Origin of the sequence: Cupriavidus malaysiensis (assembly GCF_001854325.1) — a bacterium.
Classification (GTDB): Bacteria; Pseudomonadota; Gammaproteobacteria; order Burkholderiales; family Burkholderiaceae; genus Cupriavidus; species Cupriavidus malaysiensis.
Genome location: NZ_CP017754.1, coordinates 187041 through 209571, shown reverse-complemented (window position 1 = coordinate 209571; position 22531 = coordinate 187041). Strand labels below are relative to the sequence as shown.

Genomic DNA, 22531 nt, shown 5'->3' with positions numbered 1-22531 from the left:
CCAGTCGTTGTTATCGGAATATCGAAAGACCACCATGGGCTGGCCAGATCCGGTGGCAGCCCACCGAATGTACGCCATCTGGCTGAGTACGACCGGTGATACCGACTACCCTGCATCGAATGCGAGTACGTCGTCGAGTTCAGTGACGGGCGGCCCCGCCCGAGGCCATCAGGAAATGGCGAGAAAGGTGGCTAACCTAAAACCTGGTAGCAACATCCAAGCCATCAAGATGCACGTAGTGGTGCAGTACGCGTGGGCTGAAATGGGCAATCCCGTCCGAAAGGTCGAGAAGTCCCCGGTCGTACAGTGTGTGCAGGTCTCGCCGAAGCAAGATGCCGTCCGCAGCCTGATTATGCCCCTCCCTCCAATCGCGACCACGAAAGTGAGCAGCCTCGAGCGCCTCGGGAACGTCGCAGCCTGAAATTGCACACCGTCCGCGAAAGGCCAAGAAAACAGCCCTCCGGAACGCCGATTGCTGCTGCCGAATCTCGACGCTCATGAAGCGAGCGACGCGATCTTCTTGCTCGCGATCGTCAACTTCCCCGGCCCGTTGGGCGGCCTCCTCGTTCGCTTTGCCCTGTGGTGTGGCCAGCACGGTTTCTGACTGCGTAAAGGACCAGTAAGCGTAGCAGCGCTTACGTTCGGCCTCATCGTCCGTGATTCCGAAGACCTCTTTGAAGCCCTTCGAGCATCGCCCGGTATCCTTGTCCACAACAAGTGCAATGATCACCGGCTCGTTTGCGACAACGCACGCCAGACCGAGCTGCTTTAGGCTCGTAAAGAGCGTTTCGTACCTGAGATCAAAGCGTTGCATCAACTCGGCATACCTCACCGGAGTGCGACTCCGCGCGGCGCCGATTAGCCACTCGCGCATGTGGGGGAGCTTTTCGCGGACCGTGGCGGACGACAGCCCCGACTCCAGTTGCTTGTCTATCGGGAACGGACCGCTGCTCGGAGTGGTCCGATGCTTCACTGCATCGCTCCGGAAATCGCGAGGGTCCAGAACCCTGGAGTAGCCAGCATAGAACGTGCCTTCGTGGTCAACCTCAAGCGAGTCAATCGCAAACAGAGCATCCCTGTATGACTTTATCGACCGATCTGCCAAAGTTGGATCGACCGCCGTTGCAATCACCGTGTAGGCCGCGACACCACCGCCCCATATCGCCTTTAAATGCTGAACGCGTTCGTCGAGGCCAGCTGATGCACTTTCCACCAATGTCCTTTGATGAAGCACGGCGACGCGCCGCTCACGAACATTGCACTGGTCTGCCCAGGTTCGAAGGACGATCATGTGGTCCTTTTCAGCGCCCCATGACCACCGTCCGTTGTACAGGTGCATCCCGATCTCTTCAAAGAAGCGATTGATTGACTTGGCCATTCACTAGCATCCTCGGTGTATCGATCCCATCGAGTAGTGTGCCATGCCGCGATAGGCGCGGCCGGTCAGATCGATGACGTCGCTCGTCTCCCGATCCTTGGTCGTCGTGTCCGTGGTGCTGGCGATCGGACCCGATACGCCGAGACCGACCTTTTCGCCTTCCTGCTCGTCCACGCCGATGATATTGATGCGGGAGAGGAAGTCGCTCGACTCCTGCATGCGGGTTTCCAGGCGCTGCTGCACGCTGGGCTGGACGTTGAACTTCGTGCTGACGCTGGTAACGCCGTTCAGCTCAGCGAGCTTCGCCGTGTAGGCGTCGAAGAGGCGGCGGGTATCGTTGCGCATCGAGGTGGCTCCGGGATAGGGTGGGAATCGCTGTCCGTGGGCCGGCTCAGCAGTCGGTTTCGACGGTGGCCGGGCTTTCGCTGCGCCCTTTGCCTGCGCCCGCGCCACTGCCGCCGGTGGCGGCAGGGCGACGGGTGTAGGCCTCGGTGGTCTCCAACTCGCCCTTGAGGGTGGCGAAGGCCTCCTGGCCGCTCGCCTGGTCCTTCTTGATCTGGTCGATCGTCCCCGCCATCCCCTCGGTAGCCGTCAGCAGCTTGGCGAAGTTCTCGGACAGCGCCTTGACCTCCTGGCCGAGCAGTTGCACCGCCTCGCTGCTGTCGGCGAGCTGGGCGGCAGCGCCGGCCTCGGCCTTCGCCTGGCGGCCGAAGAGGCGCTTGATGGACTCCGCGAGGCAGCCACCGGCGGGAGCATCCTCTTCTGCGGAGAAGTCGAGCGCGACCTCGGTGGCTTCGGTGATGAGGTTGTCGGGGTCCTGCTTGCGCGAGGCCAGCGGCTTGTCCTCGCTCTTCGCGCTGAAGCGGAGCATCTCGCAACCGAGGCTGGCCGGGTTGTCCGTGACCGCCAGGCCGACCAGGTAGGCTTCGCCGGTGTCGGCGAAGTCGGGGCTGATCTCCATGGAACAGTAGATCTTCTGGCGGGCCTTGGTGAGGGCCACCAGCTCGGGCGTCGGGTCGAGTTGCGCGTACAGGCGCATCTTGCCGTCGTCTTTTTCGGCTTTCAGCGCCAGGACGTCGCCGTAGGCCTTGAACGGACCGTCCGGGAGGATGCCGCGGATGTGCTCCAGGTTGATGCGGGCGCCATACGTGTTCGCGTCGTAGCCGGCGGCGATCTGCACCAGCATGTCACGGTCGATCTCGCGGCCGTCGCTGGTGGCGCCCTCGGTGGCGATGCGGAAGTACTTCGGGGTCTTGCCAGCCATGGGTTCCTCGCGTTGGCAGTGAGTCGGTCGTGATGGCATCTTGGGCGGCACGTCTTGCGCGGGCAACGGCGCCGTGTTGTGCCAGGCGCCGGCACAACACGCGCCGGCTTGCACGCGCGCGCATCGCCGGTAGCGTGGCGGCAATGTCTACGCTTACCCCGATCGCCTCGCTCACCCTGGACCCTGAAATGGAGCCGCGGCGCATCGCGCGTGCGCTCTACTGGCAGGGCTACCGTGTCGCGCGGATCGCGCAGATGCTCGGCGTCAAGCCTGCGACCCTCCATAGCTGGAAGCGGCGCGAGCGTTGGGCGGACGCCGACGCGGTGGAGCGCATCGGCACGGCCATCGAGGCGCGCATGGCGCTGCTGCTGGCCAAGAATGAGAAGGAGGGCAGGGACTACAAGGAAATCGACCTGCTGGGCAGGCAGATCGAGCGCCTGGCGCGCGTGCGCCGCTATGAGGACAGCGGCAACGAGGCCGACCTGAATCCAAAGGTGGCGAACCGCAATCGCGGCCCGCGCAAGAAGCCGGAGCGCAACGCGATCAGCGACGAGCAGAAGGCGCAGCTGATCGACGCCTTCCTGGATTCGATGTTCGACTATCAGCGCGTCTGGTACGAGGCCGGCCTGGCCGAGCGCATCCGCAACATCCTGAAGAGCCGGCAGATCGGCGCCACCTGGTTTTTCGCGCGCGAAGCCTTCATTGACGCGCTGATGACCGGGCGCAACCAGATCTTCCTGTCGGCCAGCAAGGCGCAGGCCCACGTCTTCAAGCAGTACATCATCCAGTTCGCCAAGGACGCCGCCGGCGTGGAGCTGAAAGGCGATCCGGTCGTGCTGCCCAATGGCGCTACGCTCTACTTCCTGGGTACCAATGCGCGTACGGCGCAGAGCTACCACGGCAACTTGTACCTGGACGACTACTTCTGGATTCCGCGCTTCCAGGAGCTACGCAAGGTGGCCTCCGGCATGGCCATCCACGCCAAGTGGCGGCAGACGTATTTCTCGACCCCGTCGAGCCTGGCGCACGAAGCCTACCCGTTCTGGTCGGGCGCGCTGTTCAACCGCGGCCGGAGAAAGGAGCAGCGCGTCCAGGTCGATATCAGCCACGCGGCATTGCGCGATGGGCGCCGCTGCGCGGACGGCCAGTGGCGCCAGATTGTCACGGTCGAAGACGCGGTGCGCGGCGGCTGCAACCTGTTCGACCTGGACCAACTGCGCTGCGAGTACAGCGACGCGGATTTCGAGAGCTTGCTGATGTGCGGCTTCATCGATGATGCCGCGTCCGTATTCCTGTTGTCGATGCTGCTGCGTTGCATGGTCGACAGCTGGGAGGTATGGGACGACTTCCGCCCCTGGGCCGACCGCCCGTTTGGCAACCGCGAGGTGTGGGTCGGCTACGACCCAAACGGCGGGGGAGGGGACAGCGCGGCCCTGGTCGTGATGGCGCCGCCAATGGTGCCCGGTGGCAAGTTCCGCGTGCTGGAGAAACGCCAGTTCCGCGGCATCGACTACGACGAACAGGCCGACGCCATCCTGAAGGTGTGCGAGCGCTACAACGTGAGCTACATCGGCATCGACCGCACAGGCGTGGGCGATGCCGTCTACAAGGTCGTGCTCAAGTCACGGCCGGACGCGCAGGGCTTCACCTACTCGGTCGACGTGAAGACCGGCCTGGTGCTCAAGGCCATGGACATCATCAGCAAGGGCCGGCTGAAGTTCGACGCCGGCTGGACCGACTTCGCGGCCTCTTTCCTGTCGATCCGCAAGACCGTCACCGCCGCCGGCGGACGGGTCACCTACCAGGCCAGCCGCTCGGAGGAGACCAGCCACGCCGACCTGGCGTGGGCCTGCATGCACGCCCTGGCGCACGAGCCGCTGGAGGGCGTGACGTCCACCAACACCAGCATCATGGAGTTCTCATGACCCGCAGAAAATCGCGCCGCGCGACGGCATCGGCAACCGTTCCCGCACCGCCCCCCGCTGCGCCTTCGCCCTCGGTGGAGGCCTTCACTTTCGGCGAGCCGGTGCCCGTGCTCGATCGGCGCGAGCTGCTCGACTACGTGGAATGCATGTGCCAGGACAAGTGGTTCGAGCCACCGTTGCCGTGGGACGGACTCGCGCGCAGCTTCCGCGCAGCGGTGCATAACAGCTCGCCCATCTACGTGAAGCGCAACATCCTGGTGTCGACCTTCGTCCCACACAAGCTGCTCTCGCGCACCGCGTTCGCGCGCTGGGTGATGGACTTCCTGGTGTTCGGCAACGGCTACCTGGAGCGGCGCGACAACGCCCTGGACCGGCCGATTGCACTGGAACCCGCGCTGGCCAAGTTCATGCGGCGCGGCCAGGATCTGGAGACCTACTACTTCGTGCAGGGCGAGCAGGAGAAGCACCAGTTCAAGGCGGGCAGCATCTTCCACCTGATGGAGCCCGATATCAACCAGGAGGTCTATGGCTTGCCCGAGTACCTGTCGGCGCTCAATGCCACCTGGCTTGATGAGTCGGCTACGTTGTTCCGCCGTCGCTACTACCTCAACGGCAGCCACGCCGGCTTCATCCTGTACATGACCGACGCCGCGCAGAAGCAAGAGGACGTCGACGCGCTGCGTGAGGCGCTCAAGAACAGCAAGGGCCCGGGCAACTTCCGCAACCTGTTCATGTACGCGCCCAACGGTAAGAAGGACGGCATCCAGCTCTTCCCGGTGTCCGAGGTGGCGGCCAAGGACGAATTCTGGAACATCAAGAACGTGACGCGCGACGACCAGCTTGCGGCGCACCGGGTGCCGCCGCAGCTGATGGGCATCATTCCCAGCAACACCGGGGGCTTTGGCGACGTGGAGAAGGCGGCGCTGGTCTTCGCGCGCAACGAGGTGAAGCCGCTTCAGGATCGACTGATGGAGACGAATGACTGGCTCGGCCAAGAAGTCATTCGATTCGACTCATACATTCTATGAATCAAGAACACTTCGATTTAACGCCATTGATTCCTCCTGCTTATGATAAAGCCATGCTCTAGACGGTAAGTACGTCGGAGATCACGCTCCGTACTGACCCGTCCAGACACTCAAGGACTAGGAGCGAGCGCGGGCGTAGCCGGTGCGTGAAGCGCTGGTCGAACTGGTGAGCGAAACCGGAGCGATCGCAAAACTGCGCCGGTGCCGGGCCATTCCTTCTTCCCGCTGCCGGCGCTCGCCGGCGGTGCTGTCTGAGAGGCGCGTGAAGCGCCACCATTCGTTTCTGCTCCCAGAGCACTCCCATTCGCTGCGCCAACACTCTCCCACAAAGCCACCATGCACCTTGCCGGGCCGATTTCCGGGCGCCAGGGTGTTGCTCGCGGCGCGTTGGACCCTTCGCGCGCGGTGGAGACCCCGCCTCACCCGCGCGCTTCATCGAGTGGTTTATATGCAGCCGCAAGGATGCCGCCAGCCGGCGCCTGCGCTGAGGCCCCGGGCGATTGGCAGCCTGCACAAACTTATGCGGATCTATGCACCTTGGTAAGTGTGCCGAGGCACCGGATGTGCCACCGCGCGGCAGCGATGGCCGCGTGCGCCTGTTGGGCCTCACCCAGGCGTGGCGGCATTTTTGGGTGGACTCGGGAAAAAGGTAACGTCGGTAATGCGTGCCAAAATTCAGTTGCAACCTATTGAATTATAAGGGTATTTTTCGTTACCTCGCAAAGGTAATATCAGGTAACAAGAAAGGTAACGCTATGCTAAGCGCTTGATTCCCATGGAAGTCAGATATTGCTGATGTGACTTTCTAGGAAGGTAACACGTCACCTCTAAGTTACCCGGATGTTACCTTTACCTTGATACCTCGAAACCCTTGTCTAGCAAGGGTTCATGGGCAATTTTCCGTTACAGGCTACCGATGTTACCTTTCTCCCTACACCCCGCCAACTTCAGCGAAACCGCCAATCTATACTGTATGCATATACAGTCTCGGATCAAAGAAGCATGCCTATTCGAATCGCCTCACCGCGGATGCTCAACCTAGCAGGCAGCGCTACTGCCCAGCAGATGGATCTCTGTGCTCGACACTCTGGTCGGGCGGACGCTGTTTCCCCCACCCCAGGTGGCCGAGATGGTGTGCGTTTCTCTTCCCCTACAATCGCTTGTACTATGAGCGACTACGGGAAAGAAAGCGGCTCAGCGATAGGGGCTGCCAATTCAGAGCCTGGTGCAGGCTTCGATCAAACCATCTCACTTGACGACCGGTGCAAGAAAACTCTCACTTTGACAAGATGCAGCTGCGCCGAACAATCAAGGCGCTTTCGCGCGACAGTGTCCGAGGACCAATGCTCCCTTGGGAAAGGGTTTCGGCTTGGCTGAATCAATTCAAATCCGAGCCGGAGCAAGCGCTCGGACTATTGCTGACTCGGCACATGCTCTACCGAACCAATCTGCAGTTGGCATCTGCATTTCGCCAGGCGCTTAAAGGCGCGGTTGAACATTTCACTTCCGAGATGTTTGGACCCAATGCTCCGAATTGGCAGCAGGCAATAGCGAACAATGTGCCAGGCGTCTACTTCTATGGCGGCCCCATGGAGGCCTCTCTTCCCGGGAAAAGTGGAGACTTGATCGTTAGGTACGCGGCCCAAACCTATGGATTCCGAAGGCAGCATCCAGGTCAGTTGGCCAAGCTCACCTCTGATGAACGCTTCTTCTTGGTGGATGACGGTCTCTATACTGGCGACCAGTTGGTCAACTACATAGATCGGTATGCTCCTTTCATGAAAGAGGGGGGGCAATCAGCCGTAGTCGTCGCCATTGCGCATGAGCAAGGAATCGCGAAATTTACCGCGCGATTCCCCAACATTCCTGTGTTTGCCGGTGAAATCCTCAAGTCTGAGCACGGTTTTGTAGAAACTGCATTGCGATGGAAATCTGATGGTCTCTGGCCGCATCAAGACTGCGAACCCCTCGAGGTTTATCTGGATGTGCACAAACGCCTAGCTAAATTTGATGACGACTACAGTTTGGGATTTGGCTCACTGGGATTGACAGTCGTTTACGACCACGGCGTGCCTGACAACTCGCTACAATTATTCTGGGATGAATCTGCAACATGGACCCCACTTCGGGAGAGATGAAGTGCTAACATCGAACGACCGAACAATTCTGGCCAAAACACGCGCAGAAGAACATGACGCAGACGTCTGGGGCAAGTTCTTTATCCCTCCGTATTTCGACGCCCTTGCCCTAAAGACGGCGACGAAGTCAACGTATATTGCAGGAAAGCGTGGTTGTGGAAAAACCATGCTTTTGAAGTACCTTGATTACCATACTGCCTTTTCACCAAGGCGAGACGCTATCCCTGATGATGAGATCGGCCATATAGCAATCTATTGGCGTGTGGATACTCAGTTCTGCAATTCGATGCAGCATAGAGGCATAGCTGAAGAAGAGTGGATCGTAGCATTTGAAAGCTATTTTGCCGTAGTTATTGCCCTGGAAATCGTCCGCGCGTTGCGCACCATTGCAACAAGTAGCTACCGGAATTTCTCGCTGGACGACCTTGCAGAACTTCGACTTGATAGTCTGCCTGATTTCCACCAAAACTTCCCCTCTGATCCGATTGAATTGCAAAGCGCTTTAGAACGCATGCGAAGGCAATTTGGCATGTGGGTGTCTAATGTCAGCTCCACGGAAAAGCCCATACTTCCGCCTGGCAAAATGTTTATCGACACACTGATAAGCGACATACGTAGAAGCCCAAATCTCTCAGATGCTTGCTTCTTCGTGTATGTCGATGAAGTCGAAAACCTAACGCCATATCAGCGACGAGTATTAAATTCATTCTTAAAACATAGTCAGCGTCCGTTTATCGTCAATTTCACATCGAAGGTTCAATCAAACGAAAACATGACGACGGGCTCTGAGTGGGTAAATGCCACTCACGATTTTCGACTTATCGAACTGGAGTCACTATTACCAGAGCGTGACAGAACGGTATTCTTCGCAGAAGTCTTACTCGGGAATTTGGACATTGCAGAGAGCCGCACAAGCAGCGCACTCTTCACACGAATGCTATCACCCGAGGGCCTGCCCGCTCGTAGAGCTCAACAAGCACAGGAGGAGATCCTGGGCGAGATTCGGCGACGCTTCCCATCGCGAGAAGTGAAGCAAATCGCGAGAGAGGCGGTGGGAAACCCCAAACTCTTATCAAAACTTGTCGAGCGTATCAATCAGGCGCTCCGGCGCAGAGGTGCAAAATTTGATGCAGCACCATACGTTCGCTTTCTCGATTCCGTACCCGAAGCGATCGTTATATTACCCGCACTGCTAAATCGCGAAACTCAAAACCCCGCAACTGTGCTAGGGGAATTGGAGAGGTATGCATCAGAACAAGAGGGGAGCTTCGCATCCACCTGGATTCATAATAATTTAGTTGGCTCGCTCCTAGAGTTATATCGGCCATATGGACGCATTTGCCCAATTTATAGCGGCTTTGATACGTTCGTCACCATGGCAAATGGTAACCTTCGACATTTTCTTATCCTATGCTACAAGGCAGTTGAGGTCGCCGAGCTAAATGGGGAAGATGAGGAGATTTTCTCCATAGATACGCAGGCGCGGGCAGCCTACGATTCGGCTGACCAATTGCTCCAGGAAATCAACACCTTTGGTTCACTCGGCCCCCGCCTCCGAATGTTTGTCCTTCGTTTAGGCAGCATCTTTCGCGCCCTCCAAGCGTCTCCTGCAATGAGTGAGCCTGAGCAAAATCAGATCACCATCAATTCAGGGGGACGTGTTATTGGCTCGCAAGAGATTGAATTCATATCCGAGGCAAACAAATATGGAATACTAGTAGAGCAACTTGAAACAAAATCAAAAAATAGCGTCGGCCGTGATGGCGTGGACTATCAACTGAACCCGATCTATGCGCCGTATTTTCAAATTAGCTATCGGCGAAAACGTAAGATACCACTCTCGGTAGAGCAGTTTGCGGTATTAATTGCTGGAACCGAAGATGAATATAGCGAACTAACAAGAACTATCACCCGACAAAGTGATGGACGAGAAACGCCACAAATGGATCTTCTGCAATGACGAGTATTCGCTTCTCATCATCCTTCGCAGACGACTTTACGGGCTTGGGACTCCAAGGGCCAGCCGTTCTATTTCATGGTGACGCAATCGATGAGCGGGGCGAGCTTGCCATCCAGAATGCGAAGGAGGTCGCTCAGAATCATGTGCCTCTGAGCTATGACCCGGAGCAAATGGAGCTTACAGTAAGCGGAAGCCCAATCCTAGCAGAGCGCTGCGAGGAGATATTCGCAAATTATAGAAATAGCTCCTTCTTGTTTGAGGCCACGACACTTGGATTCGCCGAACTCTATTGCGGCATTCGAGCTGCCATAAAGCTTCAAGTGCCGCAATTGAATATCGTTTATGTTGAGCCAGATGACTATAGCCGGAGTGAGCGAGGGAGTGATGAATTTGCCCTGACGGATGTATTGACTGGATATCGGCCAATCCCTCCAGCAATTGTAGACCTAACAAGTCCCGACGTAGAGGCGGGGGTATTCTTCCTCGGGTTCGAGCCTGCGCGACTCGATCGAGCGTTAGAAGAATACCAAATGATAGTAGAGAAGGATATCAAGATTCTGTTCGGCCTTCCCGCTTTCAAAGCAGGTTGGGAACTGCACTCGATAGTCCCGCATCTTACAACCCTGAAAGAGCGTGGAAGCTTCGCCATCGCGTACTGCGCGGCAAACGATCCAGAGGCCGCTTTTGAAGCGCTTCAGAACACTAGAGCTTCGCTGTCAGCCGAACAGAAGATGTTTATTGCCCCTATTGGTACGAAACCCTGCGGCATCGCAGCAGCGATATTTGCTAGCCTTTATCAGGATCAAGTTGGACTGGTCTATGATCACCCTCGGCGAAAACCGAAAAGATCTGCCGGAGTGAACGTCTGGCGTAGTTTTGGAGCAATATTTGAATATTTCAGAAACGGAAATTAGCAGGGAGTGGCGTCGATAAAAGGCTCGCCTGGGGAATAAATTTTGCGCAACTGCCCCGGGTGAGGGAGCGCCGCCATATTACTCCTTGTTCGGAGGAAATAAAATCCCAAACATTACCAATCATGGCATCAGGTAGTCTTAACTGGATAACGCAGTCGCTAATAGGGCGCGCACCTGCTGTGACAATTGCCGCTTTATCCATACAACGAGAACCAACGCGCGGAATCAATATGTCGCCCTGCTTCGCTACTACAAATTCCTCCCCCTGGAACTTTGGACTACTGTCGAATGCAACCTCCAAAGCACGGGTGGTGCCAAAAGATGTCGTGTGAAAGAAGGGGCGCGCCATTTCGCGCAACTGGCTCGAAGAGTGCCTCCCTCTTTTAACTCCTGCTCCAATTGCACCAAGTGTCCTGGCCCCGGTTCCTGCCGGCCTCTTAATGCTGAAGAGTAGATCTTCGATTTCGGGACACGTCTTCCAGCCGCAATATGAGAGGGAAAAGTCTGAGCTAACGGTGTAAAGCCTTACCTTCTTACGTCGTGCACCACGTCGCCGAAAGATCAAAGCCACCGTATCAACTTCTACGTGCCGGAAAACACGGCCGGGCAAGACCAATAGTTCCTCAAGTTCAAGATGAAGCAACGCTTCTATCGTGGACATGCCATCTGTGGGACGGAGAATCTCACTCGGCATGAAGATAGCAGCGGCCCCACGTTCCCCAACGCACTTCAAGGCTTGTGCAGCGAAAGCAAGCTCCGCCCGGTACCTAGGAGCACCAACTTGCGATTGAAGTGCCTCCGTAAGGTATCTAGGTGGATCGGAGCGAACGGTCACGAAGGGAGGGTTGCTGATTGCAACGTCGAAAGCGCCGAACTCATTCCGAATCCTGGTAGCGAAACCGACGCTTAGCACCGAGCGCTGAAGGAAGCGCGTCCGATCTGGATCAACATCTGCTTGTTCACCGATACGATCTATGTCAATCATGGTTACATTGACCATCGGATAACGAGCTTGGAGTGCACGTGTAAGGGCCCCTGGACCGCTGCCAAGATCTATTGCTGTTTCGACATTGTTGCCGAATCGCGACACCACCAGTTTGGCTAGGTCCGCCGGGGTAGCGTATTGGCCAAGCTCGCTGTCACCGACACCGCGCAAAGTATCCCAGGACGTCATACCTATTGGTATTCCTCGTGCAAAATTAGCCCAGATTCTATGTGCTTTGTCACGTCGGGTCTATTTTGGAAGGATCTGGGCAGCCTTCACGCGCGACTGCTTCAGCTTTCGCCCCTTTCTACGCAGCACATAGCCAGACGACGCGTGATGTGCCACGAACGTTCCGATCTGTGCCCGATTTGTACCAAGTTGCACCAGAACCTAGGCCGCTTTCCGCTTTCGAACTACCCGCAAAGCCTTATCTGGCGCGGGCTTCGAGTCTACGGTACGTTTTGAAAATCCTTGTGTCGGCGGTTCGATTCCGTCCCAGGCCACCAGGTTTGCTGAGAAACGGAGGCTTCGGCCTCCGTTTTTCTTTGGTGCCCTCGCCTCGATGCGGCGGCAGGCTGTTCAGGCAGGCCTGTCGGCCCGCGCGCTACAGCTCCTGCAGGCGCTGCGGCAATTCCCGCATCATGGCCTCACGTGCGCGCAGGCCGGGGCTGCCTTTCTCTTCCCTGTCTTCCCGCGTCAGCCTGGCGAAGACCACGCTGCGCCCGTCCGCACGGGTCGCCCAGCCCACGAACCAGCCGATCGCCTCGAAACGCCCGACAGCGCCATCACCGGGCCTCCAGTTCCACGCCCCCGTCTTGCCGTGCAGCTCCCACCCACCGGGCAGGCTGCCCAGCGCCGTGATGCGCGCTGTCATCTGGTAGGCCTGCTGGTTGACCGGCAGGGCACGGCGGACCAGCTTGCCGAGGAAATCGAGCTGTTCGAGCGGACTGATCTGCAGCGAGGAGCCGAGCCAGGCCTGCGTCAGCCCGTCGGGCTTGCGCGCATCGCCGCGGACGTCGCCATTGCCGTAGCCGAAGGCCTGCACGTAGCGCGCGAATCGTGCCGCGCCGAGCTGCTGAGTGACCTGCTGCGAGTACCACACCACGGAGTCGCGCATCCACATCTGCGGATCGGCGGTCTGGCGCCACGCCGGGTTCCAGTCGGTATAGCCCTCGCGGAAGGGCAGCGCAGGACTGTGCTCGTCGTGCAGGACCCCGGCGTCGAAGCCCATCAGGGCGATCGGGATCTTGAAGGTAGAGGCAGGGCTGGTGCGCTGGTCGCAGCGGCCTTCCTGCACCAGCACCTGGCCGGTGGCGGCATCGGCCAGCGCGGTGCACAGGACCTCGGCGCGTGCCGCATGGGTGAAGACGGCCGCGCCCAGCGCGGCGAAGATCGTTGAGGTTCTCAAGTCGGACTCCTGCTTGGATAGCGTTCGGGACAGAGGCCAGGCCTGGCGCACGAGGCGCAGCATAGGAGGCCCTGCGGCGAAGCGCCAAGCGCGCGCACCGTAACCGGCGTAACCCTGCCGGCCGCAGCGGCATCCCGGGGCAGTTGAACTCAGATCTAAGCATCTTCTACTTGGCGGCCGTTAGCCTGGAGGCTAGCCTGGTCCACTGCGCCAGGCAGATGGGTACAGCCGGCTGCCGACAACACATCGTGAGGGAAGGTCCCGAGCAATCCGGCAACCGCGTCTTTTCAAAGGTCACAGGCATTCATGGGAAACACGGGCAAGGGATGGCCGCACGATGCCGAGACGCACGAGCGCGGCATCTGGCGCACCACCATCGCGGCAGCGAGCCAGGCGCTCGATGCCGCCACGCGCATCCAGCAGACGGTCGGCGTCGCGCTCAAGCTGCAGAACAAGGTCCGCGAACTGCGCGCGCAGTTGCACGAGACCCGCACCCAGCGCGACCACTATCGCGCCCGGCTCGAGGCCGCACAGCGGGCGCTGCGCCTGGCGCGCGAGCAGGAACAGGACGGCGCGGCCGAGGCCAGCCGGCTGCGCGCCGACGGTGAGTCGCTGCAGATGCGCCATCGCGCCTACAAGCTGCTGATCGACCATTACGCGCGCCTGGGCCTGCCGATCGATCCGGTGGTGTTCTCCGGCCAGCGCCGGCGCGTGCTCCAGCACATCCTCTACCAGCGCCGCAAGGGCGTGCCGCTGGCCGAGATCGGCGCCAAGGACATCGCCTTCCTGCTGCGCTGACGGCCGCACGCCGGCGGATACGATACGCAGGGTTCATTCACAAGCGCCTGGCGGCGCCTTGATCGGGTCGCGTGGAGGCGGAACACTGCGCGCTCCCGCGTCCATCATCGAGCCACCGCCATGTCCCTCGCCGCCATGCCCCTCGCCGCTTTGCCATCCTCCTCGCCGGCACGCGCCGTCGCCGCCTGCCGCGCGGCCGTCCTGCCGTGAGCACGCTGGCGCGGCGGCTGGCCGCGGAAGGCCTGGGCACAGCGCTGCTGGTCGCGGCCGTGGTCGGCTCGGGCATCCATGCACGCAACCTGGCCGGCGACAACACCGCGCTCGCGCTGCTGGCCAATTCGCTGGCCTCGGGCGGCGCCCTGGTGGCGCTGCTGCTGGCGCTCGAACCGGTGTCGGGCGGCCACCTGAACCCGGCGGTCAGCCTGTCGGCACTGGTGCGCGGCGCCCTCTCTGCGCGTGACGCGCTGTGCTATGCCCTGCTGCAGCTGGGTGGCGGCATCGCCGGCGTGATGGCCGCACACGCCATGTTCGGCGCACCGCTGCTCGCCTGGTCGACGCAGGCACGCACCGGCGCGCCGATGTGGTGGAGCGAGTTCGTCGCCACCTTCGGCCTGATCGGCGTGGCGATGAGCACCGCGCGCAGCCGGCCCGCGCTGGTGCCGCTGGTGGTGGCGGCCTACATCATGGCCGGCTACTGGTTCACGGCATCCAGCGCCTTCGCCAACCCGGCGCTGACGCTGGCATGCGCGCTCACCGCAGGCTTCTCCGGCATCCGCGCGGCCGACGTGCCCGCCTTCGTGCTGGCGCAGCTGGCGGGCGCCCTGAGCGCGACGCTGGTGTTCGACTGGCTGTGCGCCGCGTCGGCGCGCCACCCGGCACCAGGCACGGCACCAGGCGCGACATCAAGCACGGCACGGCACATGGCCGCACGCCCGGTTACCAGCTCCGATTGAGCTGGATGCCGAATACCGATCCCGAGTTCTGCGAGGTCCAGGCATCGGCCGGCGCGGTGAAGGCGATGCCGTCGACATCGGTCGCGCGGCTGTAGGTATAGAAGGCGCGCAGGTTGGCATTGCCGGCCCCCTTGCCCAGCGTCAGTGTGGGGGCAATGGTCAGCGCGGTGCGTTGCCCGGCCACGCCGAAGCCCGACGAGATCTGGTCGTGCGCCACCTCGAAGGCGAGCTTGAAGCGATCGCTGGCCACGTAGGCGGGCCGCACCCGCGTAGCGGTCCATTGCAGCAGGCCGACCGGCGAGCGGTCGAACTGCAGGCTGGACTCCACCGAGCCCGCCAGGCCGAGGCCGTCGGCACGCTTCCATTCGAGCGATTCCGCCATGCGCACGCGCGACAGCGCGGGCCCCATGCCGCTGTAGCCGGTCATGGCGGTACGCGCGCCTTCGCCGAACTGCAGGCCCAGGCGGTTGGTGCCGGCCAGCACGCCCTTCTGTTCGTGCATGGCCGAGGCCCACCAGGCGCCGCCGGTCGCCTGTACCAGCGGCTGCGCTTCGACGTGGGTGAAGCCGAGCTGGACCGAACCCTGCTCGTTGGTGGCAATCGGCCCGGTCCGCACCGAGTGGTAGCTGGGCAGGCTCTGCCCGCCGATATCGTTGCGCGTCGTGTACTGGTAGTTGAGGCCGATATCGCCGAAGCGCGCATTGTCGACGCCGAAACGCATGGCCGGGGAGTTCGGCGGCAGCAGGCCGGACGACATCAGGAACGGCGACTCCTCGCGCCGCCCAGCCCACATGGTGGCGCCGTCCAGCACGGAAAGGCCGCTGACCGCGGTATAGATCTGCGGCAGCAACTGATAGGGGTCGACGGCGACGGGACGCCCGTTGATGGTCGTCACGTCGGTACCCTTGGCCTTGGCGACCACCTCGACCTGCGCACCGCCGTCGAGCGAGAACAGCGCTTCCTTCACGTTGACCTGGCCCGTGCTCTTGCAGGCCAGGCCGTGGCCGATGCCGGTGGACAGCGAACCGCCGGCGCATGCGTGCAGGGTCGCGATGCCATCCTCGATGGCGGCCCGCCCGCTGTAGCTCAAGCGCCAGACCGACTCCTCGGCGGGATCCTGCTCCGGGATCTGCGAGCGCAGGACCGGGGGAGCGGTGTCCACTTCGCCGGTGCCGGCGGCCGCAGCCTGCGCCGCGTCCTGTGCGGTGGGGACGCCGGCGGCCACGGCGGGAACCGGAGCGCCATCGGTCTCGGGCGCAGTTGTGGCAGCCGTGGAGGCCGCGGCCGGCCGGTCCGGCGACCCGGCAGCGGCCGGATCCGTTGCGGCGGCGGCAGGATCGACCGCCACGGTCGCAGCGGGGGGCGGCGGCGGGGGGAGCGGACGCTCAGGCAGGAATTCACCAAGGCGCTTCGGGAACAGCACCACCGGCGGCGGCGGTGGCGGCGGTGGCGGAGCCGGAGCCACCGCGGCACTCGCTGCATCCGCCGCTTGGGCGGCTTCCTGCGCGGGCTGCGGCCCGGGTTGTGGCGCGGGCTGTGCGACGGCATCGCTGCCGGCAGCGACAGCTGGCGCAGCAGACGCCCCGGCTGCTACGCCAGCAGGCGTGGCCGCATCGGCGGACGCCTGCGATGCCCCGCTGCCTTGCGCCTGCAAGAGCTGGGAGAGCGGATCCGGCGCGGTCGCCGCGGCAGCGCGGGCGGCCGGTTCGGGAAGCGGCTTGGCAGCATCCACACTGGCCGGCGCCGGGGGCGCCGCCGGAGATGCGGAAGGGCGCGGCGGCGCATCGGCCGTGCCGAGCAGGGCAGCGAGCGGATCCGCGTCCGCTGACGCGCCTGCCACCCCGGCTGCTGCCGGCGCCACCTGTGCGCAGGCGCCCAGGCTGTGGACGGCCAGCGCAACCGCGCACAGGCGCAGTATCGCGGGTCGGCGGAAGCAGGGAGGCGGAAAGGAAGGCATGCTGCAGAATGGCCGGCGGCGCGGGACCGGCAGGTCGAAGGTTGTATCAGCCGTCCGATTGGACAGCAAGCCGGGTTACAAAATCCATCGCTCCGTGGACTTCTCATGATGCGGAACGCTGCCGGCAAGACACCGTGGGGTGGCGCCGGGGACAGCTGTTGTTCGACGATTTCCTAGCGAAAACCCGGACGTGGGAAGGCCTCCGTGGCGAAAGGGCCACCGCTATAATCGATCGGCTTGCCTTATGGGCCGGACATATTGCGCGTCCGACATTGTCGCAGACAGCCCCGATGGCGCCAGCGATGGTGCCGTTGTCCGCCCGGGGCAGGGCCGGTGCGACGCGCCCGCGCCGCCGGTCTTGAAAGCGCCATGGCAGCGCCGACGCGCGCTGCCCCCGCCGGCGCACCATATCGATAAAAGACGAGGAGAACCCAATGGAACGTCGTTCCTTCCTGTTGAAAGCTTCGGCCGCCGCGGCCGCCGGCGCACTGGCCGCCTGCGGCAAGGAAGAGAAGCCCGCCGCCACCAATGCGCCCGCGGCGCCGGCAGTGGTCGGCAGCAACCCTGCCGTGGAATGGCGCCTGGCCTCGAGCTTCCCGAAGTCGCTGGACACCATCTTCGGCGGTGCCGAGACGCTGTCGACACGGGTCAAGGAACTGACCGACGGCAAGTTCAACATCAAGGTCTTCGCCGCGGGCGAGATCGTGCCAGGCCTGCAGGTGCTGGACGCCGTGCAGAACAACACGGTGCAGATCGGCCACACCGCCGGCTACTACTACTTCGGCAAGAACCCGACGCTGTGCTTCGACACCACCATTCCCTTCGGCCTGACCGCGCGCCAGCAGAACGCCTGGATGCTGCAGGGCAACGGCATGAAGCTGATGCGCGAGTTCTTCAAGGACTACAACGTGGTCAACTTCCTGGGCGGCAACACCAATGCCCAGATGGGCGGCTGGTTCCGCAAGGAAATCAAGACCGTGGCCGACCTGCAGGGCCTGAAGTACCGCGTGGCGGGCTTCGCCGGCGTGGTGCTGCAGCGCCTGGGCGTGGTGCCGCAGCAGATCGCAGGCGGCGACATCTACCCGGCACTGGAGAAAGGCACCATCGATGCGGCCGAGTGGGTCGGCCCCTACGATGACGAGAAGCTGGGCTTCTACAAGGTCGCGCCTTACTACTACTATCCGGGCTGGTGGGAGGGCAGCGCGCAGCTGTCCTTCTACGCCTCGGCGTCCGAATACGAGAAGCTGCCGGCGCTGTACAAGCGCGCGCTGGAAACAGCCACCTTCGAGGCGCACACCAACATGATGGCCAAGTACGACACCGTGAACCCGCAAGCGCTGGCCCGCCTGCTGGAGAACGGTGTGAAGCTGCGCCCCTTCTCCAAGGAGATCATGGAGGCCTGCTTCAAGGCGACGCAGGAAGCCTATGCCGACGAATGCGCCAAGAACGCCTCGTTCAAGAAGATCTACGACGACTGGCGCGTGTTCCGCAACAACGAAGCCGCCTGGTTCAATGTAGCCGAGCAGGCCTTCGCCCAGTTCAGCTACGCGCGCAAGCTGTAAGCACGGCAATCGCCGCAGCACATGGAAACGGGGGCCCTGGCCCCCGTTTTTCATGGCCGGCCGGCACCGGCGCCCGGCACGGGAGGCGCCTCCGGCAGGAATCGCCGAGGCCCACTAGAATCTGCCGATCAACCGGATCCACCATGCAAATCGGCATTCTCTACGCACTCCTGGCCTACCTGCTCTGGGGCCTGCTTCCGCTCTACATCAAGACCCTGCAGGGCATCGCTCCCCTGGAAATCCTGCTGCACCGGATGGTGTGGTCATTGGTCTTCCTCGCCCTGGTGCTCAGCTGGCGGCGCAACTGGGCCTGGCTGGGCGCGGCGCTGGGGCGGCCGCGCGTGCTCGCGGTGTTCGCGATCAGCGCGCTGCTGCTGTGCGGCAACTGGTTCACCTACATCTGGTCCGTCGACGCCGGACGCGTGGTCGACGCCAGCCTGGGCTATTTCATCAATCCGCTGGTCAGCGTGTTGCTGGGCGTGCTCTTCCTGCACGAACGGCTGCGTCCGGGCCAGTGGGCTTCGATCGGCCTGGCTGCGGCAGGGGTGGGCTGGCTGACGATCAGCGCCGGCCAGTTGCCCTGGATCGCATTGGTGCTGGCGGGCACCTTCGGAGGCTACGGCCTGCTGCGCAAGATGGCTCCGCTGGGCGCACTGGAAGGCCTGTCGCTCGAAACCCTGCTGCTGTTCCCGCTGGCCGGGCTGGCGCTGTGGTACCTGTTCCAGCACGGCCAGGCCGGCTTCGCCGGTGCCGGGACCGGCATGCAGGCGCTGCTGGTGCTGGCCGGCCCGATCACGGCCGTGCCGCTGCTGCTGTTCGCCGCCGGCGCGCGGCGCATCCCGCTGTCGCTGCTGGGCCTGCTGCAGTACACCGGCCCGACGCTGCAGCTGCTGCTGGGCGTCTGGCTGTGGCATGAACCGTTCCCGCCCGCGAAGCAGGTCGGCTTCGGCATGATCTGGCTCTCGCTGGCACTGTATGCGGCCGAGGGCTTCTGGATGGCGCGTCGCTCCATGCCCCGAAAGATCCATGCCACGAATCAAGCAGTGGAAACCCAGTCGGAATAAAATTCATCCGGTGAATCAAAATGGGGCAATTGCAGAAAAATGCCCCCTCCGCTGGGCTTCTTCCCGGAGGTGGCTCAATGCAGAAAAATCAATGCGACGAATCATATACAAGAAAAGATCGATGCATTGATTGATACTGCGAATTGGATGGCGGCGCACACGGCCGGCAGCCGAGCCGGCCAGCCCTCCGCCTCAGTACAAGCCCCGCACCTGCGCATGCAGGCGCACCAGGCCGAGCAGGGCATCCACATTGGGCGTGGCGATGCCGACGTGGCTGCCGATCTCGCGCACCGCGCCGACCAGCGCATCGATTTCCAGCGGCCTGCCGGCCTCGGCATCCTGCAGCATCGAGGTCTTGAAGGCCCCCAGCTTGCGCGTGACCCGGTTGCGCTCTTCGCCGCTCTGCGCGATGGGACAGCCGATGGCCGCGCCGATGCGGCCGGCTTCTTCCATCAGCGCCAGGCAGAAACGATTGACCAATGGGTCGTCGAGAATGCGGTCACAGGTGGCCCCGGTCAGCACCGACACCGGGTTCATGGTCATATTGCCCCACAGCTTGAACCAGATGTCCTGCTGGATGGCAGAGGATACCTCGACCTCGAAGCCTGCCGCCGCCAGCAGTCCCGCCACCCGCTCGACGCGCGCGTCGCTCCCCCCGCCGGCAGCCCCCAGGATCAGGCGCGCGCCGAAACCGTGCCGCACCGTGCCGGGCGCCGGCGTGGAAGCGGTCAGGTGCACCACGCAGCCGAGCACCTGCCGCGCGGGAATGGCCCGGCCGATCGCGCCATCGGGATCCACCGAAGCCAGCGCAAGGCCAGAGCAGGGGCCAGGACGGGCAAAGAACCACCACGGCACGCCATTCATCGCCGTCACCACCACGGTATCGGGCCCGATCAGCGGGCCGATGCCGCTCGCCAGCGCCGGCAAGGCGGGCGCCTTGACCGCGATCACGACGATGTCCTGCACGCCCAGCCGGGCCGGATCGTCCTCGGCGCGAACGGCGTAAGCCGCCGTCTGGCCGCCCTCGATCAGGGTCAGGCCCTGCTTGCGCAAGGCCTCCAGCGTGTGCCCGCGTGCCAGCACCTGGACGGCCTGCCCGGACTTGGCCAAACGGGCGCCGATAAAACCGCCGACGGCGCCGGCCCCCACGATGCAGACCCCGCTCATGGCCGTCCGCGCCGGTCGACGGCGCTCATAGTATTCACACGAAGAATCATTGCAATCTATTCCTTGTACGATGAATCAATCGCATCAATTTCCCGGGTCAGCGCGGCAAACACGTCCTCACCGGCACCGAAGCGGGGATCGAACTGCAGGGAATCGCGCGTGCACTTGCGCCGGATGTCTTCCGACACCGGCAAGGCGGCCCCCATGGACAGCGTGGCGAGCTGGATCTCACAGGCCCGGTTGAGCAGCCAGAGCGTGCTGAAGGTGCGCGCCAGCGTATCGCCCCAGGCCAGCAGGCCGTGGTTGCGCAGGATCACCGCCGGTTTGTCGCCGATATGGCGCACCAGCCGCGGCCCCTCGTCTTCATGGACGGTGATGCCCTCGAAGGGATGGTAGGCGACCTTGTCGAACAGCTGGGCCGCGTAGAAGTTGCTCATCGACAGCCCCGCCGCCGAACAGGCCACCGCCATGCCGGCGGTGGTATGCGTGTGCATCACGCAGTGAGCGCCGGCAATGCCGGCATGGATGGCGGCATGCACCGTGAAGCCTGCCGGATTGACCGGCCAGCGGCTGTCGCCGACCACCTTGCCGGCCAGGTCGACCTTGACCAGGTTGGAAGCCTTGACCTCGGCATAGCGCAGGCCGAAGGGATTGATCAGGAAATGGGCGCCGCCGTCAGCGCCGCAGCTGGCCTCGGCGGGCAGGCGCAGCGTGATGTGGTTGTAGATCAACTCGGTCCAGCCGAGCCGGTCGAAGATGCGATAGCAGGCGGCCAGCTTGACGCGGGCTTCCCACTCGAGCGGATGGCACGATGCAGGCATGCGGGTCTCCTCGCAGCGGTGGGGAACCGGACCGCGCCCGCTCGGAACCGCGCCGGCGCGCCGTCTCCTTTCCGACACATTTAGTTAATGTGTTAATCATTATAGGGGGCGCCCGACGCCGGCGGCAAACTTGCCGCACTCCGCAGCCGGTTTCAGCGCAGGTCGTTGCGCATCACCAGCAGCCACGGCATGTGCGAGTTGGTCACGCCGTCCAGCTGGCCGGAATCGCCCAGCTCGACCAGCTCCATCGACACCGACTGCTGGACATTGCCACCGATCGCCTTGACCAGCCCGGCCGCCGGATCGACCTCCACCACGATGTCGCAGTGCATGGGCGTGGTGCCGAAACCGATCTCCGCCGGGCTGCCGAGGTATTTGTCGCGCCCGCGCGCGGCACAGATGAGATCGCCGGGGCGTGGCATCGCCGGCACGGCCTCGACGTGGAACGCCGGCCGCGGCAGTACATGGTCGCGCGCATCGGTGACGTACATCGAGTGCGAGGCTCCGGTCAGGAACTGGCTATCGTCCAGGCCCGCCTTGCGCAGCACCCAGGAGATGAACACTGCCGACCACGCCCAGTTCGGCTGGGTCACCTGCTCGCAGCTCGGCTGCTTGCCGACGATGCCCCAGTAGCGCTGGGCCATGGTACAGCCCTGGGCGGTCGCCTCCACGCCGGTGCCGTCGGGAAAGTTCGGGCAATCCTCGTCGGGGCGGCTGTTCTCGGCCTCGCTGTCGGCCGAAGCCGCTTCCTCCTGGCCTTCGCCGGAGGCGGGGGAGGCGATGACCGGCGCGGGCAGGGGCGTGGCGATCACGCAGGCCGTATCGTCCCGTCCCAGGCGCACGGTCTGGCCGCCCCAGCGCCGCCACTCCTGCAGCGCGATCTCGACGATGCGCTGGCGCGGCGTGGCCCCGGGCGAGGTCACCGGCCGCTCGAGGTCCGGCAAGGGGATGGCCTGCGGGCGGGCCGGAGCAGGTGGCTCGGTACTGCAGGCCGCCAGGGCGGCCAGGGCGGCAGAGAGCACCAGCCAGCGCGCGGCTCGCTGTGGAAAATTTTGTGGAATCGCCTGTGGAGAGACTTGTGAATAAGCCTGTGCGAGCAGGCTTGGCAAGAACCGGATCGCCATTGGCCACCTCGGGGAGAAGCGTGCGGACCCGCTTGATTTGATTGACTTTACTACCGGCCTGCGCAGTCGTGCGAGCGACCTTTCC

General features: G+C 62.7%; 17 protein-coding genes and 1 pseudogene. 9 read left to right on the top strand and 9 right to left on the bottom strand.

The window, feature by feature from the left end; all coding sequences use genetic code 11:
* Positions 1 to 196: 196 nt before the first annotated feature.
* The 3 genes and pseudogenes from BKK80_RS00910 to BKK80_RS00900 form a co-directional block, all read right to left on the bottom strand.
* On the bottom strand, positions 197 to 1378 hold the full coding sequence (locus tag BKK80_RS00910) for an HNH endonuclease signature motif containing protein (RefSeq protein ID WP_071068436.1): 1182 nt from the start codon (positions 1376 to 1378) through the stop codon (positions 197 to 199).
* A 48-nt stretch (positions 1379 to 1426) separates the two neighbouring features.
* Positions 1427 to 1723: pseudogene (locus BKK80_RS00905) on the bottom strand (P2 family phage major capsid protein); the annotation flags it as partial.
* A 46-nt stretch (positions 1724 to 1769) separates the two neighbouring features.
* Positions 1770 to 2642: a GPO family capsid scaffolding protein gene (locus BKK80_RS00900; RefSeq protein WP_071068434.1), complete on the bottom strand. Its 873-nt coding sequence runs from the start codon at positions 2640 to 2642 to the stop codon at positions 1770 to 1772.
* A 143-nt stretch (positions 2643 to 2785) separates the two neighbouring features.
* Here BKK80_RS00900 and BKK80_RS00895 point away from each other — a divergent pair, with 143 nt between their 5' ends.
* The 5 genes from BKK80_RS00895 (at position 2786) to BKK80_RS36130 (ending at position 10607) form a co-directional block, all read left to right on the top strand.
* On the top strand, positions 2786 to 4567 hold the full coding sequence (locus BKK80_RS00895) for a terminase ATPase subunit family protein (protein WP_071068433.1): 1782 nt from the start codon (positions 2786 to 2788) through the stop codon (positions 4565 to 4567).
* Positions 4564 to 5595, top strand: a complete 1032-nt coding sequence (locus tag BKK80_RS00890; RefSeq protein ID WP_071068432.1) for a phage portal protein — start codon at positions 4564 to 4566, stop codon at positions 5593 to 5595. The genes BKK80_RS00895 and BKK80_RS00890 overlap by 4 nt, the downstream gene beginning before the upstream one ends.
* Before the next feature lie 1289 nt (positions 5596 to 6884).
* Entirely contained in the window at positions 6885 to 7733 is an 849-nt protein-coding gene (locus BKK80_RS36135) for a phosphoribosyltransferase-like protein (RefSeq protein WP_418235888.1), read from the top strand.
* 1 nt (position 7734) lies between these two features.
* Positions 7735 to 9693, top strand: a complete 1959-nt coding sequence (locus BKK80_RS00885; RefSeq protein ID WP_205683705.1) for an ORC-CDC6 family AAA ATPase — start codon at positions 7735 to 7737, stop codon at positions 9691 to 9693.
* Complete coding sequence (locus BKK80_RS36130; RefSeq protein WP_157903129.1) at positions 9690 to 10607, top strand: hypothetical protein; 918 nt, start codon at positions 9690 to 9692, stop codon at positions 10605 to 10607. The genes BKK80_RS00885 and BKK80_RS36130 overlap by 4 nt, the downstream gene beginning before the upstream one ends.
* Here the strand turns inward: BKK80_RS36130 and BKK80_RS35275 are convergent.
* Positions 10591 to 11781 carry a class I SAM-dependent methyltransferase gene (locus BKK80_RS35275; protein ID WP_084545437.1) on the bottom strand — a complete coding sequence of 397 codons (1191 nt, stop codon included), beginning with the start codon at positions 11779 to 11781 and terminating at the stop codon, positions 10591 to 10593. The genes BKK80_RS36130 and BKK80_RS35275 overlap by 17 nt on opposite strands.
* Positions 11782 to 12196: 415 nt before the next feature.
* Complete coding sequence (blaOXA, locus tag BKK80_RS00880; protein ID WP_071068430.1) at positions 12197 to 13000, bottom strand: class D beta-lactamase; 804 nt, start codon at positions 12998 to 13000, stop codon at positions 12197 to 12199.
* 306 nt (positions 13001 to 13306) lie between these two features.
* Here blaOXA and BKK80_RS00875 point away from each other — a divergent pair, with 306 nt between their 5' ends.
* Both BKK80_RS00875 and BKK80_RS00870 read left to right on the top strand, forming a co-directional pair.
* Positions 13307 to 13798 (top strand): hypothetical protein, encoded by a 492-nt coding sequence (locus tag BKK80_RS00875; RefSeq protein WP_071010453.1) that lies wholly within the window; start codon positions 13307 to 13309, stop codon positions 13796 to 13798.
* Positions 13799 to 14004: 206 nt separating this feature from the next.
* Positions 14005 to 14751, top strand: coding sequence for an aquaporin (locus BKK80_RS00870; protein ID WP_071068429.1), 747 nt, complete (start codon positions 14005 to 14007; stop codon positions 14749 to 14751).
* Here the strand turns inward: BKK80_RS00870 and BKK80_RS35270 are convergent.
* Positions 14735 to 16405, bottom strand: coding sequence for a carbohydrate porin (locus BKK80_RS35270; RefSeq protein ID WP_418235887.1), 1671 nt, complete (start codon positions 16403 to 16405; stop codon positions 14735 to 14737). The genes BKK80_RS00870 and BKK80_RS35270 overlap by 17 nt on opposite strands.
* 737 nt (positions 16406 to 17142) lie before the next feature.
* Here BKK80_RS35270 and BKK80_RS00860 point away from each other — a divergent pair.
* Together BKK80_RS00860 and rarD are read left to right on the top strand one after the other, a co-directional pair.
* The gene (locus tag BKK80_RS00860; protein WP_071010451.1) at positions 17143 to 18270 is read left to right on the top strand and encodes a TRAP transporter substrate-binding protein; all 1128 of its coding nucleotides are present in this window, start codon (positions 17143 to 17145) and stop codon (positions 18268 to 18270) included.
* Between the two features lie 143 nt (positions 18271 to 18413).
* On the top strand, positions 18414 to 19334 hold the full coding sequence (gene rarD / locus BKK80_RS00855) for an EamA family transporter RarD (RefSeq protein ID WP_071068428.1): 921 nt from the start codon (positions 18414 to 18416) through the stop codon (positions 19332 to 19334).
* A 192-nt stretch (positions 19335 to 19526) separates the two neighbouring features.
* Here the strand turns inward: rarD and BKK80_RS00850 are convergent, their stop codons facing one another.
* The 3 genes from BKK80_RS00850 to BKK80_RS00840 all read right to left on the bottom strand — a co-directional run bounded on the left by BKK80_RS00850 (position 19527) and on the right by BKK80_RS00840 (position 22446).
* Positions 19527 to 20501 (bottom strand): 2-dehydropantoate 2-reductase, encoded by a 975-nt coding sequence (locus BKK80_RS00850; protein WP_071068427.1) that lies wholly within the window; start codon positions 20499 to 20501, stop codon positions 19527 to 19529.
* 56 nt (positions 20502 to 20557) lie between these two features.
* The gene (locus BKK80_RS00845; protein WP_071037730.1) at positions 20558 to 21322 is read right to left on the bottom strand and encodes a class II aldolase/adducin family protein; all 765 of its coding nucleotides are present in this window, start codon (positions 21320 to 21322) and stop codon (positions 20558 to 20560) included.
* Positions 21323 to 21474: 152 nt separating this feature from the next.
* Complete coding sequence (locus tag BKK80_RS00840; protein ID WP_071068426.1) at positions 21475 to 22446, bottom strand: DUF2272 domain-containing protein; 972 nt, start codon at positions 22444 to 22446, stop codon at positions 21475 to 21477.
* Positions 22447 to 22531: the final 85 nt, after the last annotated feature.